12 protein-coding genes are annotated in these 15,529 nt (G+C 55.1%); 2 read left to right on the forward strand and 10 right to left on the reverse strand.

What is annotated here, in order from left to right; translation table 11 throughout:
- Nucleotides 1–56: 56 nt before the first annotated feature.
- From RGB73_RS24140 to RGB73_RS24160, 5 genes are all read right to left on the reverse strand, one after another.
- The gene (locus RGB73_RS24140) at nucleotides 57–1,502 is read right to left on the reverse strand and encodes an aldehyde dehydrogenase family protein (protein WP_310765303.1); all 1,446 of its coding nucleotides are present in this window, start codon (nucleotides 1,500–1,502) and stop codon (nucleotides 57–59) included.
- Between the two features lie 16 nt (nucleotides 1,503–1,518).
- Entirely contained in the window at nucleotides 1,519–3,204 is a 1,686-nt protein-coding gene (locus RGB73_RS24145; protein ID WP_310765304.1) for a thiamine pyrophosphate-binding protein, read from the reverse strand.
- 20 nt (nucleotides 3,205–3,224) lie between these two features.
- Nucleotides 3,225–4,016 carry an SDR family oxidoreductase gene (locus tag RGB73_RS24150; RefSeq protein ID WP_310765305.1) on the reverse strand — a complete coding sequence of 264 codons (792 nt, stop codon included), beginning with the start codon at nucleotides 4,014–4,016 and terminating at the stop codon, nucleotides 3,225–3,227.
- Nucleotides 4,017–4,039: 23 nt separating this feature from the next.
- On the reverse strand, nucleotides 4,040–4,957 hold the full coding sequence (locus RGB73_RS24155; protein ID WP_310765306.1) for a VOC family protein: 918 nt from the start codon (nucleotides 4,955–4,957) through the stop codon (nucleotides 4,040–4,042).
- A 241-nt stretch (nucleotides 4,958–5,198) separates the two neighbouring features.
- Nucleotides 5,199–6,578 (reverse strand): aminotransferase-like domain-containing protein, encoded by a 1,380-nt coding sequence (locus RGB73_RS24160; protein WP_310765307.1) that lies wholly within the window; start codon nucleotides 6,576–6,578, stop codon nucleotides 5,199–5,201.
- Nucleotides 6,579–6,699: 121 nt separating this feature from the next.
- On the opposite strand from RGB73_RS24160, the gene RGB73_RS24165 reads away from it, so the two are divergent.
- Nucleotides 6,700–7,137 carry a GNAT family N-acetyltransferase gene (locus tag RGB73_RS24165; RefSeq protein ID WP_310765308.1) on the forward strand — a complete coding sequence of 146 codons (438 nt, stop codon included), beginning with the start codon at nucleotides 6,700–6,702 and terminating at the stop codon, nucleotides 7,135–7,137.
- A gap of 305 nt (nucleotides 7,138–7,442) precedes the next feature.
- Here RGB73_RS24165 and RGB73_RS24170 read toward each other — a convergent pair whose 3' ends face one another.
- The 5 genes from RGB73_RS24170 to RGB73_RS24190 form a co-directional block, all read right to left on the reverse strand.
- Nucleotides 7,443–8,483, reverse strand: a complete 1,041-nt coding sequence (locus RGB73_RS24170) for an NADH:flavin oxidoreductase (RefSeq protein ID WP_310765309.1) — start codon at nucleotides 8,481–8,483, stop codon at nucleotides 7,443–7,445.
- A 301-nt stretch (nucleotides 8,484–8,784) separates the two neighbouring features.
- Nucleotides 8,785–9,390 carry a TetR/AcrR family transcriptional regulator gene (locus tag RGB73_RS24175; protein WP_310765310.1) on the reverse strand — a complete coding sequence of 202 codons (606 nt, stop codon included), beginning with the start codon at nucleotides 9,388–9,390 and terminating at the stop codon, nucleotides 8,785–8,787.
- Nucleotides 9,391–9,464: 74 nt separating this feature from the next.
- A complete protein-coding gene (locus tag RGB73_RS24180) occupies nucleotides 9,465–10,691 on the reverse strand; it encodes an MFS transporter (protein WP_310765312.1) in 1,227 nt (408 codons plus the stop codon).
- A gap of 65 nt (nucleotides 10,692–10,756) precedes the next feature.
- Entirely contained in the window at nucleotides 10,757–11,353 is a 597-nt protein-coding gene (locus RGB73_RS24185) for a TetR/AcrR family transcriptional regulator (RefSeq protein ID WP_310774517.1), read from the reverse strand.
- A gap of 240 nt (nucleotides 11,354–11,593) precedes the next feature.
- Nucleotides 11,594–12,679 carry a CapA family protein gene (locus RGB73_RS24190; RefSeq protein ID WP_310765313.1) on the reverse strand — a complete coding sequence of 362 codons (1,086 nt, stop codon included), beginning with the start codon at nucleotides 12,677–12,679 and terminating at the stop codon, nucleotides 11,594–11,596.
- 221 nt (nucleotides 12,680–12,900) lie between these two features.
- Here RGB73_RS24190 and RGB73_RS24195 point away from each other — a divergent pair, with 221 nt between their 5' ends.
- On the forward strand, nucleotides 12,901–15,528 hold the full coding sequence (locus RGB73_RS24195; protein ID WP_310765314.1) for a winged helix-turn-helix domain-containing protein: 2,628 nt from the start codon (nucleotides 12,901–12,903) through the stop codon (nucleotides 15,526–15,528).
- The last annotated feature ends 1 nt before the right edge of the window (nucleotide 15,529 follow it).

Here is a 15,529-nt window from a genome sequence, read left to right on the forward strand (position 1 = left end):
CCGGACACCTGCTATGTCAGTCGTAGTTGAATGGCAACTTTGGCAAATGCTTTTGGTTAATTGGCGAATCCGTACGTATCGGCGAAGAGATCGATTCCGCACATTTGCGTCTCCCGGCTCAATCCGCTTTCTTTCAGACCCGGGAAGTCGTAGTGCAGGTCTTGGAAAATCGTGTGGTTATTGAAGAACACGGCACCCGCATCCAGCCGGTCGGCAATCGCTTCCGCGCGCTGCTGGTCGGCTGTCCACACCGAGGCGCGCAGGCCGAATTCCGTGTCGTTGGCCATGGCGATCGCTTCCTCGACATCACCGTACTTGAGGACCGGGATGATCGGACCGAATTGCTCGGCGCGAACCAGCTCGCTCGATTGGCTGACGCCAGTCGCGATGGACGGTAGCAGGAAGTAGCCTTGTTCCCAGCTCTCTTCATCCAGCTTGATCCCCAGCGTCTGGACGTCCGCTCCCTCCTGCTTCGTGCGTTCGATCAAGCCCGTCACAAAGTCATACTGTGCTTTGTTGTTGATCGGCCCCATCATGGCGTCAGGCTGCATGCCGTTTCCGACGATCATGCGCCCGAACTCGCGGGTCAGCTTGCCCATGAACTCGTCGTAGCGGGATTCGTGCACGTACACGCGCTTGATTGCGGAGCATACCTGACCCGCCGCTCGGAGGATGCCCATGCGGATGCGCAGCATCGCGGTGTCATCCAGGACGGCGTCAGGCAGGATCAACGCCGGATCGTTTCCGCCCAGCTCCATGTACAGCTTTTTCACCGTGCCGGAGGACATGCTCATGATCTGTTTGCCTGTCTCGGTGCTGCCGGTGAATGCGATGGTGCGGACTCGGGGGTCGCTGCAAATTTGCTCGCCGACCAGTGCGCCGGAGCCGGTCACGATGTTGATGACGCCGGGCGGCAGCTGCTGCGCGACGACTTTGAGCGTCTCCAGCACGGTCAGCGGACAGTCTGTCGCCGGTTTGACCACGACTGTATTTCCTGCAAGCACAGCCGGGATCACGCGTTTGAAGGTGAGGATCATCGGAGAGTTCCACGGCGAAATGACAGCGGTTACACCGCGCGGCCGCCTGCGGAGCTGGACCATCTGCCCGCCCGGGATGGACTGCACCTTCCACCATTTCACCAAGGCGTCCGCCCCTTGGCTCATGATCTCTACGCAGCGCATGATGTCTTTTTTCGCTTCGACCAGCGGCTTTCCGTTTTCGCGGACGAACAGCGGCACCGTTTGTTCGATGAGCGGAGCCAGCTTCGCAGACGCTTCCTTGACCAGCGCCGCCCGCTTTTCCGCCGGCGTCTGTGCCCATGCCGGGAATGCCTGCTCGGCGGCGTCGATTGCCTGCTTTACATCCTCTTTGGTGCACAGGGCGACTTCCCCTACCACTTCGTTCAGAATGGCGGGGTTGGTCACATTTGTGACCTTTGCCCCTTTGATCCATTCCCCGTTGATCAGAAATTGGCCGGAAATGCTTGGATATGCGTTTGACATGGCGGATCAGGCCTCCTTACAGTTTTTTCGGTTTGAACGCATCCGCTGCTCCCGGAGGGCCTCCAAACGGCTTGGCCATCGGACCGACGGCATTCATGTCCACGACGATCATCGACGGCTTTCTGCGCGCCACTGCCGCTTCCAGCTCGGCTACGAACTCTTCCGGCGAGCCGATGCGATTCGCTTCGAAGCCCATCGATTTCGCCAGCAGCACGAAGTCCGGGCTGACCAGATCGACAGCGACCTGACGACCGTACGCCGCATCCTGAATGTTGCGGAGCACCCCGTAGCCAGCGTCGTCAAACAGAATGACGATCAGCGGCAGGTTTTCCTGAACGGCTACAGGCATTTCACCCACGTTCAGCATGTAGCCGCCATCTCCCGCCATCAGCACGACGACTTTGTCCAATTGGCCCATTTGTGCGCCGAGCGCTGTCGGCAGCCCTTGGCCGATCCCGCCGCCCGATGCGTGGATGGAGGTGCGAGGCTCATAAATCTCAAACAGACGGCTGCCCCATACGTTTGCCGGTACCGTCACGTCCCGTACCAGGATGGCGTCTCTCGGCAGCACCTTGCGCATGCCGTCTACAAATTGTTCATACGGTCCGAGCGTATCGCGGAGGATGCCGCGGATTTTTTCCCGGACGGCTTTCACTTCGGCTACATAGGCTGCATCCGGAGTCACGCCTTGCGCGGCAAGCGCTTCGTTTAAGGCGCTCAGGATCGGTTTCGCTTCTCCCAACAGTCCGTGCGTAATCTCGTAGTTGCGATTGAATGCGCTCCAGTCCGCATCGATGCTGATGTGCGCCTCCGGAGCCGTCACTTTCCAGTTGGCCGTCTCGTTTCCGCGGAAGCGAACGCCGACGCTGATCAGGAGGTCCGAATTCTTCAACAGTTCCCGTACGTCTTCATACGCCGCAAAATGGCCGATGCACTGCGGGTGGTCTTCCGGAATGGAGCCTTTCCCCGACTGGCTGGTGATGACAGCAGCACCGGTCAGCTCGGCCAGCTTGGTCAGCTCGGCGGACGCTTCCGAGGAGATGACGCCGCCGCCTGCCCAGATCACGGGACGACGGGCAGAGGCTGCCAGCTTGGTTACCTCCGCTGGGATAAACGGCGCCGCTTCCTGCACGACAGCCGGTTTAACCGCTTCGATCACGCTGTTTGGAATGATCGCGGATTGGAAGTCGATCGGAATCTCCAGCGATACCGGACCGCGTGGCGCCGTCGTCGCCATCTGGATGGCCCCACGCACGACTGCTGCCGCTTGCTCCGGCTTGCGGAGACGATACGCCTCTTTACAGCAGCCCTTCATCATCGAGAGCTGGTCTTTGCACTCGTGAATGTATCCACGGCCTGTCCCCAAATACTTGGAGGAAACTTCCCCGGTCAGATGCAGAACAGGAGTGCCTGCCGCCCAGGCTTCCACGAGGGAACCGGCCGCGTTGCCCGCTCCGCTTCCCGTGCTGGTGATGACGACGCCCAGCTTGCCGGTCGCCCGCGCGTAGCCGTCCGCCATGTTGGCTGCGCCGCTCTCGCCGCGAGAGCATACGATGCGGATGCTTCCTTCGCGCAAGAGCGCATCGTAAATCGGCATATTGTGAATGCTGACCACACCGAAAACCACTTCTACTCCGGCACGCACGAGCTCCGCTACGACAGCGTCAGCCGTGGTGAATTCCATTTGTGCATTGGTTGTCATGTTTTATCCCGCCTTTTCCTTTACAGCGCTTTTCCCAAAGCTCCCGCAACTTCGATTGTCGATCCGGATACATAGCTTGCCTGCTCGGAAGCCAGGAAGAGAATGACGCTCGCGACTTCTTCCGGCTGCCCTACTCTGCCAAGCGGAATATTGCGCTTCTTGGCCAAATCGTTGTAGTATTCCTGCGGATCCATCTCGGGCGCGTTCTTCATCCGTCTGCGCTCCCATTGATCGGTCGCGATCAGGCCGAGGCTGACCGAGTTGACCAGAATGTTGTTTGGTGCCAGCTCGTGCGACAGCGTCTTGCTCAGATTGAGCAGACCGGCGCGAGTCGCTGCCGTGGCCACCATGTGGCGCTCCGGTTCTTTTGCCAGCGTCGCGTTGATGTTGATGATTCGTCCCCCGCCGCGCCTCAGCAGATGAGGATGCACCGCGCGAACGGCGTTGATGATCGCGAAATATTTAAGGTCGATCTGCTGTCTCCACTGTTCGTCGGTAATGTCGAAGAAGTATCCCATGACGCTTTGTCCGGCCGCATTGACCAGAATGTCCACGCCTCCGAATGTTTCCGCCGCCCCGTCGATAAACCGGGTCACGTCTTCCTTGTTGGTCACGTCGCAGGTTTCGGCGAACACGTGCTCAGAAGGAGCGAAGGGGGCGAGATGAGCGACCGCTCCTTCCATCCGCTGTTGGTCCCGTCCGCAGATCGCTACTTTCGCGCCCTCCTGCAAAAACATTTCCGCCGCCTTGAGCCCGACTCCGGACGTTCCGCCCATGATTACCGCGACTTTATTTTTCAGTCCCAAATCCATCGGTTTCCCCACTTTCCGCAAGCTTATTTTTTGCCGACGAGCCTGGTTGCCCAGCCCTCGTCCGGGTCGCCTTTCATGGATGCGCGCGCCCCTGGCGGCGGTCCACCGGCAATGCCCCATTGGTCCATCAAATGCGGTACGCGCTTCCAGACCAGCGCTTGCCATTTCTCATCGTCTTCGATCGAAGTCAGGTAACAGGTGTACTCCATGACGTAGCCTGCCGGATCGCGGAAGTAGCAGAAGATGTTGTTCCCCGGGCCGTGGCGTCCAGGTCCCCACATCGGCTCGACATCTGCCTTGCGCACATTGGCGATGCCGCGCATGACCTCGTCCACGCTCTCCACTTCATAGGCGATGTGGTTGACGGATGCGTGCTCATCCTGGTTGAAGGCGATCGAGTGGTGGTTTTTGTTGCAGCGCAGGAACACCATCTGATGCTCGCTCCAGTCGCTTACCTTGAAGCCGAGCACCTTCGTGTAAAAGTCGCAGATCATATCGATGTCCTTGGTGTTCATCACCACGTGGTTGAGCTTGATCGGATCGACGTTTTTCTTGCTCCAGTCCTTCGTGTGGATCTCCACCCAACAGGACAGCTCGATGCAGCGGCCTTCCGGATCGAGGAAGCGCAGCCCGTAGCCGCCGCCGGCTTCGTCCAGATAACCTGGCTCGGAAATCAGAGGAATTCCAAGTTCTCTCAGCTTTTCCGCTGCCGCATCCACGGCGTTCTTGTCGACCATGCCAAAGGCGATGTGATGCAGTCCGCGCTTTTCTCCCGCCTGCAAATGCAGAATGTGGTTCTCGGAGCCGGCTCCGCGGAAATAGACGTTGTTTTCGTCTTCGTGCAGCTTATCCAATCCCCAAATCTTTTCGTAAAAATCCGCCTGTTCCTGAAGTACCGGTGTGAACAAGCTGATGTGACGCAAATGGGTGATACCTAGCATCGTTTTCACCTCTTGATCGTCTTTATTGTTTTGCATACAAAACACTGTTTCTGCAATCTGTTAAAAAAAAGCGAGTTCTGCTTTTACCGCCTTGTAAACCCAAGCCACATTCTGCTGGAAACTCGCCTTTTTGCGTTTCTAATGTTTTATATACAAAACATAGTTTCTAATATAAATCCATTGTAGATTTTTTGTAACTATGGTGTCAATACCAAAGATTTTGATTATTCACCATAGCCAGTCATATCCAATTCATGATGTTATGCCTGCCTCTAGTTTGGCTGCTTTGCAGCTCGGACAACGTGTCTGCTATCATTCCGATTCCTTTTTCGACCTTCGCCGGATCTGTTTGAATAATGCTGAGCCGCAGGCCATTCTCTCTCGGAAACGTCCGCAGGTAGTTGTGCTCGGTCGACACGACCCGCACCTTTTGCGAGTGAAGGGCTGTGATCAGATCGTGCAGGCTGATCTCCTGCGGCAGAACCAATCGGGAAAAGATCCCTCCTCTGCCGGTCCGCAGGTGAAATGGCGGCGGCAGCAAGCGCTCGGCGCACTCGGCCAGCTTCTGCATCCGCATGGTGTACCGTTCGCGCACCAGCGAAGCGTGGTGGTCGTACATGCCGCAGTTCAAATACAGCTCAAGCGCGGCTTGGGACAGTGCCGCCGTGCTGGAATCGCTGGACGCTTTGAACAGGCGAAACGTCTCCATCAACGAAGCGGGAAGGACGACCGTAGCCAATCGCAATCCGGGGAGCATGATCTTGGAAAAGCTTTTGACGTAGATGGCTTTGCCCGCGTCATCGTAGCTGTAGATCGGGTCTGCTTTCCCGTCCGTCTCCATGTCAGCGAGGTAGTCGTCTTCCAGGATATAGACATCATATTGCTTGGCGAGCTTGGCAATTCGCTTTTTTTGCTCAGTCGTGTAGCTCGCTCCGAGCGGATTGTGAAAGCGGGGAACCGTATAGAAAAACTTGATGTGATTGTTGCGAAAATGCCGCTCCAGCTCATCCAGATCGATGCCGTCCATCGTCCTCTCAATGCCGAGCACGGTGACGCCCATCAGATCGAGGGAGCGCAGCATCCCGGAAAACGTGGGCTGTTCCACGAGCACAGCGCTCTTGCCGTTCGGAAACGGCATCGAAGCGAGAAGATGAAGGGCTTGCTGCGCACCCGACACGACGCAGATTTGCGAAGGTGCGGCAAACACCTGCGACTTCGCCAAATGCCCTTCCAGCGCCCGCCTCAATGTAAAAAAGCCTTGCGGGTCCGAATAGGAAAACAGGTGGTCTTCATACAGCTCGATCGCGCGGTTCAAACAATGCTGAAAATCTTTGTACGGCATCACATCCGCAGCAGGGCTGGCGGAAGAAAAGTCGATCCACTCCTCTCCCTGCTCCTTCCCCTGGGGCGAGCGCAAGACCGCGTAGTAGCCGCTTTTGGGAACGGAGTAGATCAAATGCTCCTTCTCCAGCTCTTGATACGCGCGGATCGCTGTATTCTTGCTGCATGACCACAGCTCGGATGCTGCGCGGATCGAAGGCAGCCTTTCCCCGGGCTTGATCGCGCTCGACAACAGCTGCTCTTTTAAAAGCGCTTTCACAATTTCGTATTTGTTTTCCATCCCCCATCTCCTCTCGAGGTCTGTATGGGTACAGAAGTGAATTTTCACTGTTTTTATATCTGGTAATGTTCAGTATATTGGATCATATATCGGGTGTAAAGTGGATATAGGAGGGGTACAGATGAAAGTAAATCACGAGCTATTACCTTATTCCATCAGTGATATAAAGGAGTTGTTGGACAGGGAACAGATTTTCCAATGGCTGTCTGGTTCGTATTGGGCCTCGGACCGCCCGAAAGAGGTGGTTTTCGCCAGCATGGAGCATTCTTTGTGCTTTGGCATTTACGGGGAAGCCGGGCAAGTGGGATTCGCCCGCGTCGTCACCGATTACGCGACGTTTTCCTGGATCTGCGACGTGTTTATCGATCCTGCCCACCGCGGCAATGGCCTCGGGAAATGGCTAATGGACACGCTCGTCCACCATCCCGCCATCGCCCATACCAACATGAGCCTGGCTACGCGTGACGCGCATGGCCTTTACGAGCAGTATGGCTTTACCCGCAGAGAAACGATGCGGCGGATGGCGAACGAAGGCATGAATGCTTCGGTGGCCAGATAAAACGGGAGAGGTCTTTCTGTTTTCACGCAGGAGGCCAATCATGGAGGGCTAGTTCCTTCTATATATTATATAGAAGAAACTGCCATTTTTTCCTGAGAGACGAGCCTGCCTCTCGTGGAATACCATGTTCTGGATTGGAGTTACGGCTACCCCCTGCAAATGAAACAGCGGCTGTCCGAGGCTACACATATAGCCTTGGACTGGCCGCTGTTTTTATGGAACGAACGGTACCCGATCGCTCATTGACGGAGAAACAGCTCCCGTACGAAAAATAAAGCCTAGCCATTCCGTTGTTTTGCTTAAGCTTAATACAAGGTTTTCGCCGCTTCGGGCGTAAAGGGAAGCAGCTCCTCGAGCCGGCCGTCGCGTATCTTGCTTGCCCATGCGGGATCGGCCAATAATGCCCTGCCTATGGCCACCAGATCGAATTCACCGCGCTCCAGTCTTTCGATCAGGCCGTCGATCCTGGTGACAGTCGAGCCCTTGCCTTCTGTAAAGAAACTCATAAATTCGGTATCGAGGCCGACCGATCCGACCGTAATCGTCGGTTTTCCCGTCAACTTTTTGACCCATCCGGCCAGATTCAGATCGGAGCCTTCGAACTCGGGCTCCCAGAAGCGGCGGGTGGAGCAGTGGAACACATCGACGCCCGCCTCGATTAACGGCTTCAAGAACTGCTCCAGTTCAGTCGGCGTTGCCGCCAATTTCGCCGTGTAGTCGGACGACTTCCATTGCGAGATACGAAGGACGATCGGGAAGTCCGGACCGACGGCGCGGCGGCACGCTTCGATGACTTCTACCGCAAAGCGGGTGCGCTTCAGGATGTCGCCGCCATAACGGTCGGTCCGCTGGTTCGTTCTTTCCCAGAAAAATTGGTCGATCAAATATCCGTGCGCTCCGTGCAGCTCGATGCCGTCGAAGCCCAGCCGCTTGGCTTCGGCTGCCGACTGAGCGAATGCCTGGACGATGGCGGCGATCTCCGCTTCCGTGTAGCTGTCGACTTGGCCGCGGGCTCCCATATGCCAAAGCTGCGGGATGATCCGACCGCCTGCCCCGTGTACCTCAGCCAATACGTTCGCCCAACCGTTTAATGCGGCTTCGCCGTAGAAATGCGGTATGTTTGGTTGGTTGGACGCATCCGGATGATTGACAGTCGTGCCTTCAGTCACGATGAGGCCGACGCCGTTCTCCGCTCTGCGGCGGTAATAGGCAGCCACATCAGGGCCCGGCACGCCTTCCGGGGAGAATTGGCGAGTCATCGGCGCCATCACGATGCGATTCGACAGCAAGAGATTTCCGCTTGTGAACGGTTGGAACAAGGGTTGAACGGATTGCGAGTATGTCATAAGAGCCTCCCAACTTACTTATCGTTTTTATTGACTGTAAGGTCAAGAATCTAACAAAAAAATGAGCCTTCCTGGCGCAAAAACATGCTACCTCTTTATTTTTCCCCAGTTGCCCCTGAACAATCCCTAAGCCCCACCTCCTTGATTTCTCGCCCGCCCGGAACGGGAGAGGATCGAGCAATCCCGACTCTACGGATCGTAGCCGGAATCGCCCCCGCTATCCTCCCGCCTCCCACTCCACTTTGAACGAGCATTCCAACGGCGCCACCAACGCCTAGCTTTCGCCTCGGATGGCCCGACTCTAGCGAGTGTTCTCCGAAATGATCAGCGCAAATGACGTACGCAGCACCGCTTCGATCTGCTCCCGGCTAGCGCCTGCCTTCTCCATAACCTTCGCCCCGACAAGCACGTTGTTCAGGTAGACTGCCAGCTCCTTGCTGGACTCGCGTGCCGTAATGAACCCTTGCTTCTGGCCGTCGCGAATGATCTTTTCGAGAATGCCTTTGACCTGATCGGACATCAGCGTTACTTCGCGGTTGACTTCGCGGTTGACTTCCCGGTCGTCCTCTCCGAATTCCAACGCGGAATTGACCATGAGACATCCCCGGCGCAACGTTTCATCCTTCTGATGCAGCATCGAGCCGCAGATAGCCTCCAGCTTCTCCAGAGGCGACGCCTCCCGGGAGGCCACCTCTTCCAGCATCGCTATGCTTCGTTTGCGATACAGTGCCAACGCTTTTAGGAACAATTCCCGCTTGTCCTTGAACACGCAATACAGACTCTGCTTCTTCACTTGCGTCGTGCGAGTCAAATCTTCATAGGAAGTCGACTTGAAGCCTCTCTCCCAGAACACTTCCATAGACTGTTGAAGCGCGCGGTCGACATCAAATTCTCTTGGTCTACTCATAGGGGCATCTTATCAATTGTTGACCGCGAAGTCAACAATTGAACCGGTTACCATTTGCCGTTTGGCTTACAATGTCACGAGCGACTAAATTCGCCATCGTTCCTATTGGCATCCGTCTGCTTGCTGTTTTTAAATCTCAGCGACAAGACGAAACAAATCAGCAAAATCATACTTGCGAGCACATACGGATAGTTGATATCCAAATCAAATAAAAAGCCAGCTACGATAGGACCTGCGATATTGCCAAGGCTGGTAAAGGCTGAGTTTAGACCAGCTACATACCCCTGTTGATCCTTGGCAAGCATCGACATTTGGGTACTGATAGCCGGTCGCAAAATATCGGTCGCCAGAAACACGATAAACGTTACGGCAAAAATCATCCAAAATGTGTGGACAAAAAGCGTCAGAACAATAAACAAACCAGCAAAGAGCAGGCTTACCGAAATGACAGCTCGCTCACCAAAACGATTCATGATCCAGCCAAAAGCCGTAAGCTGGACCACTGCACCCGCTATGGAGCCGAATGTAATGATAAAGGCGATATCTTTCGGCTCAAATCCAAACTTATGGTCCACAAACAAGGAAAAGACCGTTTCAAAATTAGCCAGTCCGAAAGACATGACAAATACAATGATCAAACTGAAAAAATAGGGCTCCCGATAGGAAAACCATAGCTGGGAAAGAAGGCTGCCTTGATGTTGCTCACTAGAAGCAGAGTCAGACAACGATTCTTGACTAGGTCGGGATTCCCTGAGGATGAACAAGGTGATGCATGCCGCAATCATCCCCGCAATCGCGGCGGAATAGAAGGGTACGCGAATACCGAATTCAGCAATATATCCGCCAATACCAGGCCCGATAATAAAGCCAGTTGTAATGGCAGCGGTAATATATCCCATCCCCGTCGCGCGTTCTTCATTCGTTGTCATATCAGCTGAGTAAGCCATGACGGCCGGCATGATCAATGCCGCACTAATACCCCCCAGCAGCCTGGATACAAACAGCAGTACAGGAGAACTCGCAACGCCAAATAGCACTTCCGAGATGGCAAACACGACCAATCCGATGACAATCATTCTTTTTCTCCCGAATGAATCGGCCAATCGGCCAGCTACGGGTGAAAAAAGGAGCTGCGTCAGCGAAAAGGCTGCGACCAACAAGCCGATAACGCCCCCGGAAATCCCCAAATTCTCCATGTACTTCGGCATAATCGGTATGACAAGCCCGATCCCTGTAAAAACAAGGAAAATACTGAACATCAGTATCAGGAGGGCTCCTCTATTTTTTAATAATAACGCCATGGTTTCTTCCTCCAATCAAAGATTACAACACTGAATACTCATTCTAGATAAGCGTGTAAAAAAAGCTAGCGGGATGGTTTCGCGATGCCAAATAAAAACACATCCATTGCCAGCCGAAAAGTCGCCAGCGCTTCCTCGCGCTGCATTCGTCGGGTGTGTTGATTCAAACCAAACATCAGGCTGTCTAAGATAATGGCGACTCCGGTTACATTCGAGATTTCAAATTCGCCGTTGTCGAGCCCTTTCTGCAGCAGCTGCCGGTTAAATTCGATATATCCATGGACCATTTCGTTAATGCGTTCCTCCACTTCCGAAGACTTTTCAGACATGTCGAATTCATCTGCGGCCTTGGTCAGCGGATGGTTCATGTAATCAATCGCAAAATGTTCGGCCATTCCATATAATTTATCCATCGTAGTCGGGTAGAGATGTTCTTTCTCCAGCCAATTCTCTTCCCATTCCTGATTCCAAATTTCAATGAGATGTAAAAACAGCCCTTCCTTGCTCTTGAAATGGTAGTAAATGTTGCCGCCGCTGTATCCGGTAGCTTTCACAATATCTTCAATGGATGTGGCCTTATAGCCTTTTTGTGCAAATAAAATTCTGGCCGCATCAGCTATCTTCTTCTTCGTCTGCTCCGTCTGCTGCTTTTTTTTATTCAATGCTGCTTCACCAACTTCCGATCTTTTTTGCATTTCATTCACACCCAAAAACACTGAACGTTTATTCAGTATTATAAGCGTTCCAAACAGACTTGGCAATCCGCGAAGATTACCCGTTCAAATTTGGAAATGGAGAAATCCCCACGCAAACGCAAACAGGAGCATTCGCCGGCAATCGCATCGGGCAAAATCCTCCTGTTTTGATTTGCTGCACTTCTGAAACGGGTGAATCGTCTTCCTTTATCGTTGCGCTGCCGCCGAGTTGACTGCCAGATTCTTCACCTGGCCCGTTTCGTCCACCTTCACCTGGTACGACAGTTTGTTTAGCTTGTCGATCATTTTCTTTTGGCTGGCAGCGTCCATCGGGGCCGGCTGGCCGTTCACGATCTTGACCGGTTTGACTTTGGAGGCCGTTTCCTTTTCGGAAAAGGACAGCTCGACCATCATCGCTTCCCTGCCTTTCGGGTTGTAAGACGTGGTGAAGACGAAATTGCCGACGCTGTAATAGATCGGCGCCCCCTTGTAGTACTCGACTCCCATAACCGAATGGCTGTGCGAGCCGACGACCGCATCCACCCCGCAATCGATGAGCTTGCGGGCCATCTCGCGGGCATATGGCTCAGGCACATCCTTGTACTCCAGATTCCAGTGCATGACTGCGATGGTCACGTCGGATTGCGCGACCGCCTGTTTGACATAGGTGAGCATCGGCTCGTACGAGTAGGCGTGGGCCAGGCCCGGCTTGTTTTTTCCGGCGAACCATTGCCGATTGGGCAAGACATGGGAGAGGCCGATGACCGCGACGCGCTTTCCTTTGATCGTTCGGATGTACGGAGCGAACGCCTCCGCTTCGTTTTTCCCCGCCCCGACGTAGCCGATCGACTGCTCGCGCAGATGCTGCATCGTGTCAAACAGCGCGTCCATCCCATAGTCCAATGAATGATTGTTCGCCAGATTGACGACATCGATCCCTGCGTTTTTCACTCCCTGAAGTGTCTGCGGTTTGGAGCGGTACGTATACTCTTTCTTTGCCGCTTGTCCGCGCGTGCTGACCGAAGTCTCCAGGTTGCCAATCGCCAGATCTGCCTGACGCAAAAAGCCGGCCGTCTTTTGAAACGGGTAGTCCACCCCATGTCGTCCGATCTGTACCCCCACACTTTTGTCCAGCATGATATCCCCTACAAAAGCCACGCGAATCGCCTGGTCCTCGGCCGCTGCCACCCGGGAGCCGTTGGCAAAAACCTCGCCGCTCACAAGGCTTCCCGCCGCAGTGAGCAGCACCGCGACTGTCAGCGCCGCAGCCTTCCTCCACCTTCCGATATCCATCCATCTCCCTCGCCCTAGCTTTTAGCTTTATTCTAGCTGGCGTCTGGCGGGAAGCCTGTTGAAGCCTGTCCGGCAGCGGCAAACATTTTTCGTAAAAAACTGACGGAGACGGACAAAGCGGGATGGAAGCGACAGCGTTCCTTTTTATTCGTTTTCATGTCGAGTGCTGCCGGAATTCCAGTATAATGTAGAAAATGATGAATTCCATCCCGGAGGATATCGTGAAAAGAGAAATCGTGCTTCCTCTCCCGCGTTCCATCATGCTCAAAACCAAAATGTCGTTGCCTGGCATTCGCCCAAGCAGCGTACAGCGCGATCAGCTGCTGCGGCAGCTGGATGCAGGCTTGGCATGCAAACTGACTGTCGTGCATGCCCCCGCCGGCTACGGAAAAACGACCCTGCTCAGCCAATGGGCACACAGGCAAGCGACGCGTCCCGCGTGGCTCTCCCTCGACGAAATGGACAACGACCTGATCCGGTTTTGGAAATACGTGCTTCATTCCCTGTCAGAATCCTGCCTCCCCGGGCTGGGTGATCGGTTGGAGCTGTTGATGAAGGCGATTACCCACACGTCCATTCTCACCTTTCTGGACTCGCTGCTCTCCGAACTGGATTCCGCCAATCAGCCTGTCTCGCTTCTCCTGGACGACTATCACGTCATCGCCGATGAGCAGATTCATGCCAGCCTGTCGTATTTCATCGACTATTTGCCCCTCCACGTCCATCTGTTTGTCGCAAGCCGAAGCGCAATGCCTTTTCCGACCTCCAAGTGGACACTGCACGGACAAGCCTGCCAGGTCACGCTCGATCAGCTTCGCTTTACCGAAGAAGAGACGGTCCGTTTTTTTAGCCTTGCGCTGGGACTCGCACCTGGCCCAAACCAGATCGGTCAGCTCCTGGCTTCCACGGAAGGCTGGGTAGCGGGACTTCAGATGGCTGCCATTTCCCTCGCCACCAACCGGGAAGACCCGGAGCGCTTGTTTGCAGGTTTCCACGGTACCCACCGCCAAATTTCGGAGTATTTGCTGCACGAAGTCTGGCTGCGGCTCCCCTCCGACATGCAGAGCTTTTTGCTCGCGACATGTGTCTTGCCGCGAATGGATGTCGCACTCTGCAACCGAATGGCCAACCGCTCCGACAGCGGACAAATGCTGGCGCACCTGCAACGGCAAAACATTTTTCTCGTCCCGCTCGACGACTACCAGACCTGGTACCGCTACCACCATCTGTTTGGTGAATTTCTGGAAGGCCGGCTCCGGCAGTCGGATCCTTCGAAATGGAACGAGCTGCACAGAAGCGCCAGCCAATCGTTTGCCGAACGGGAATTGTACGACGAGGCGATCGATCACGCGATGACCGCCGCCGACTATTCGTTCGCAGCGATGCTCCTGGAGACCCATTACCCGCAGCTGATTCAGCGTGGGGAATTTTCGACGCTGCTGCGCTGGCTGGATCGTTTTCCGCGCTCGTCCGATTTTCTCTCGCCGACGCTGAGGCTTTTGTACACCTTCATCTTGATTCTGTCTGCGCAGACGGATCGGGCTGCAGAAGAAATTCCTGCACTGGAAAAAGCCTGCGCCGCCGTGGAAAATCCGGAGGAGCAGCAGCAATTTGCCAGCGGGCTGTTTTTTGTGAAAGCCAACCTCGTCTTTGCCACCGGCCAGTTCGAAGCCTGGATCAAGGACGCGGGGACATTTCAGGAGAGGCTGCCTGAAAACCCGCTGTTTTTCAACTTTAATTACAACACGTCCGAGCCGCTCATCCGGCGGTCTTCTCTTGGGCTGAAAGGCATGCTGTCCCCGCAGACCGAATTTGTGGGAAAGGCGTTTTCGGATATTCTCGCCGCGCATGGATGGCAATCCTCGCTGTTTCATATGTACGTCGTGCAGGCCCTCGCAGAAGGTTATTACGAGTGGAATCGGCTGGAAGACAGCGCTGCGCTGCTAGAGCAGGTCGAACCGGTGGCTCGCCACAAGAAAACGCCCGGGCTTCTGGTGCCCCATGCGTTGACGAAAGCGAAACTCTCGCTTGCAAAAGGGTCCCCCCGCGAAGCGCGAGCCGTTGTGGAGGAAGCGCTGGACACCGTCCGCGTCTGGGCTGACGACTACTGGACCAGCCCGCTGTACGCGTTTCTCGCCCGGATCGACCTGGCAGAAGGCCGCGTCACCGAGGCACAGGAACGACTCTTTGCGCTGCCGCGAGACTATTGGGAAAAGCCTGCGCTTCAAAGAGAGCTGGAGGTGCTGACCTATGTCCGGCTGCTTTTGAGCCAGAAGCGGGAAGAAGAAGCTCTCCTCCTCTTGCCGTCGCTGAAGCTGGCGAGCAAACGGGAGGAGCTGCTCACCAGCCAGGTGGACATCGCGATCCTGCAAGCATTGGCCAAACAGCGGCTCGGTCAGACGGAAGAGGCGTTGTCCTTATTGCAGGAAGCGCTCGCCATCGGTGCAGCCAACGGCTACGTGCGCAGCTTTCTGGACGAAGGCGAGGAGATGCACAGGCTGCTGCTGGCCTTCCGTCAACAAAGGCAAAAGCATCCGCAAAACCAGAAGGCGCTCGCCACGTACGTCAACGGACTGCTGAACTTGTTCGCCGGGAAGAGAGAAAAAGGAAAAAAAGATCACTCCTCTTCCCTCGTCGAACCGCTCACGGGAAAAGAAATGATCATCGTCGCCATGCTGAGCCAGGGCGCTTCCAACAAACGGATCGCAGAAGAGCTGGGCAATACGGTCGGCACGGTCAAGGTCTATTTGCACCGCATCTATGGCAAGCTCGGGGTCACGAACCGGACGCAGGCGCTGCTCAAAGCGCAAGAGCTTTCCTTGCTGGAAGGCGATTCCCCCAGATGGTAAA

Origin of the sequence: Brevibacillus brevis, from assembly GCF_031583145.1 — a bacterium.
Taxonomy (GTDB): Bacteria; Bacillota; Bacilli; order Brevibacillales; family Brevibacillaceae; genus Brevibacillus; species Brevibacillus brevis_E.

Coding starts and splice junctions, on each gene's coding strand:
- RGB73_RS24180 (WP_310765312.1), bottom strand. CDS start 10,691: ATGGCGTTATTATTAAAAAATAGAGGAGCCCTCCTGATACTGATGTTC.
- RGB73_RS24145 (WP_310765304.1), bottom strand. CDS start 3,204: ATGACAACCAATGCACAAATGGAATTCACCACGGCTGACGCTGTCGTA.
- RGB73_RS24160 (WP_310765307.1), bottom strand. CDS start 6,578: ATGGAAAACAAATACGAAATTGTGAAAGCGCTTTTAAAAGAGCAGCTG.
- RGB73_RS24140 (WP_310765303.1), bottom strand. CDS start 1,502: ATGTCAAACGCATATCCAAGCATTTCCGGCCAATTTCTGATCAACGGG.
- RGB73_RS24150 (WP_310765305.1), bottom strand. CDS start 4,016: ATGGATTTGGGACTGAAAAATAAAGTCGCGGTAATCATGGGCGGAACG.
- RGB73_RS24190 (WP_310765313.1), bottom strand. CDS start 12,679: ATGGATATCGGAAGGTGGAGGAAGGCTGCGGCGCTGACAGTCGCGGTG.
- RGB73_RS24155 (WP_310765306.1), bottom strand. CDS start 4,957: ATGCTAGGTATCACCCATTTGCGTCACATCAGCTTGTTCACACCGGTA.
- RGB73_RS24175 (WP_310765310.1), bottom strand. CDS start 9,390: ATGAGTAGACCAAGAGAATTTGATGTCGACCGCGCGCTTCAACAGTCT.
- RGB73_RS24170 (WP_310765309.1), bottom strand. CDS start 8,483: ATGACATACTCGCAATCCGTTCAACCCTTGTTCCAACCGTTCACAAGC.
- RGB73_RS24165 (WP_310765308.1), top strand. CDS start 6,700: ATGAAAGTAAATCACGAGCTATTACCTTATTCCATCAGTGATATAAAG.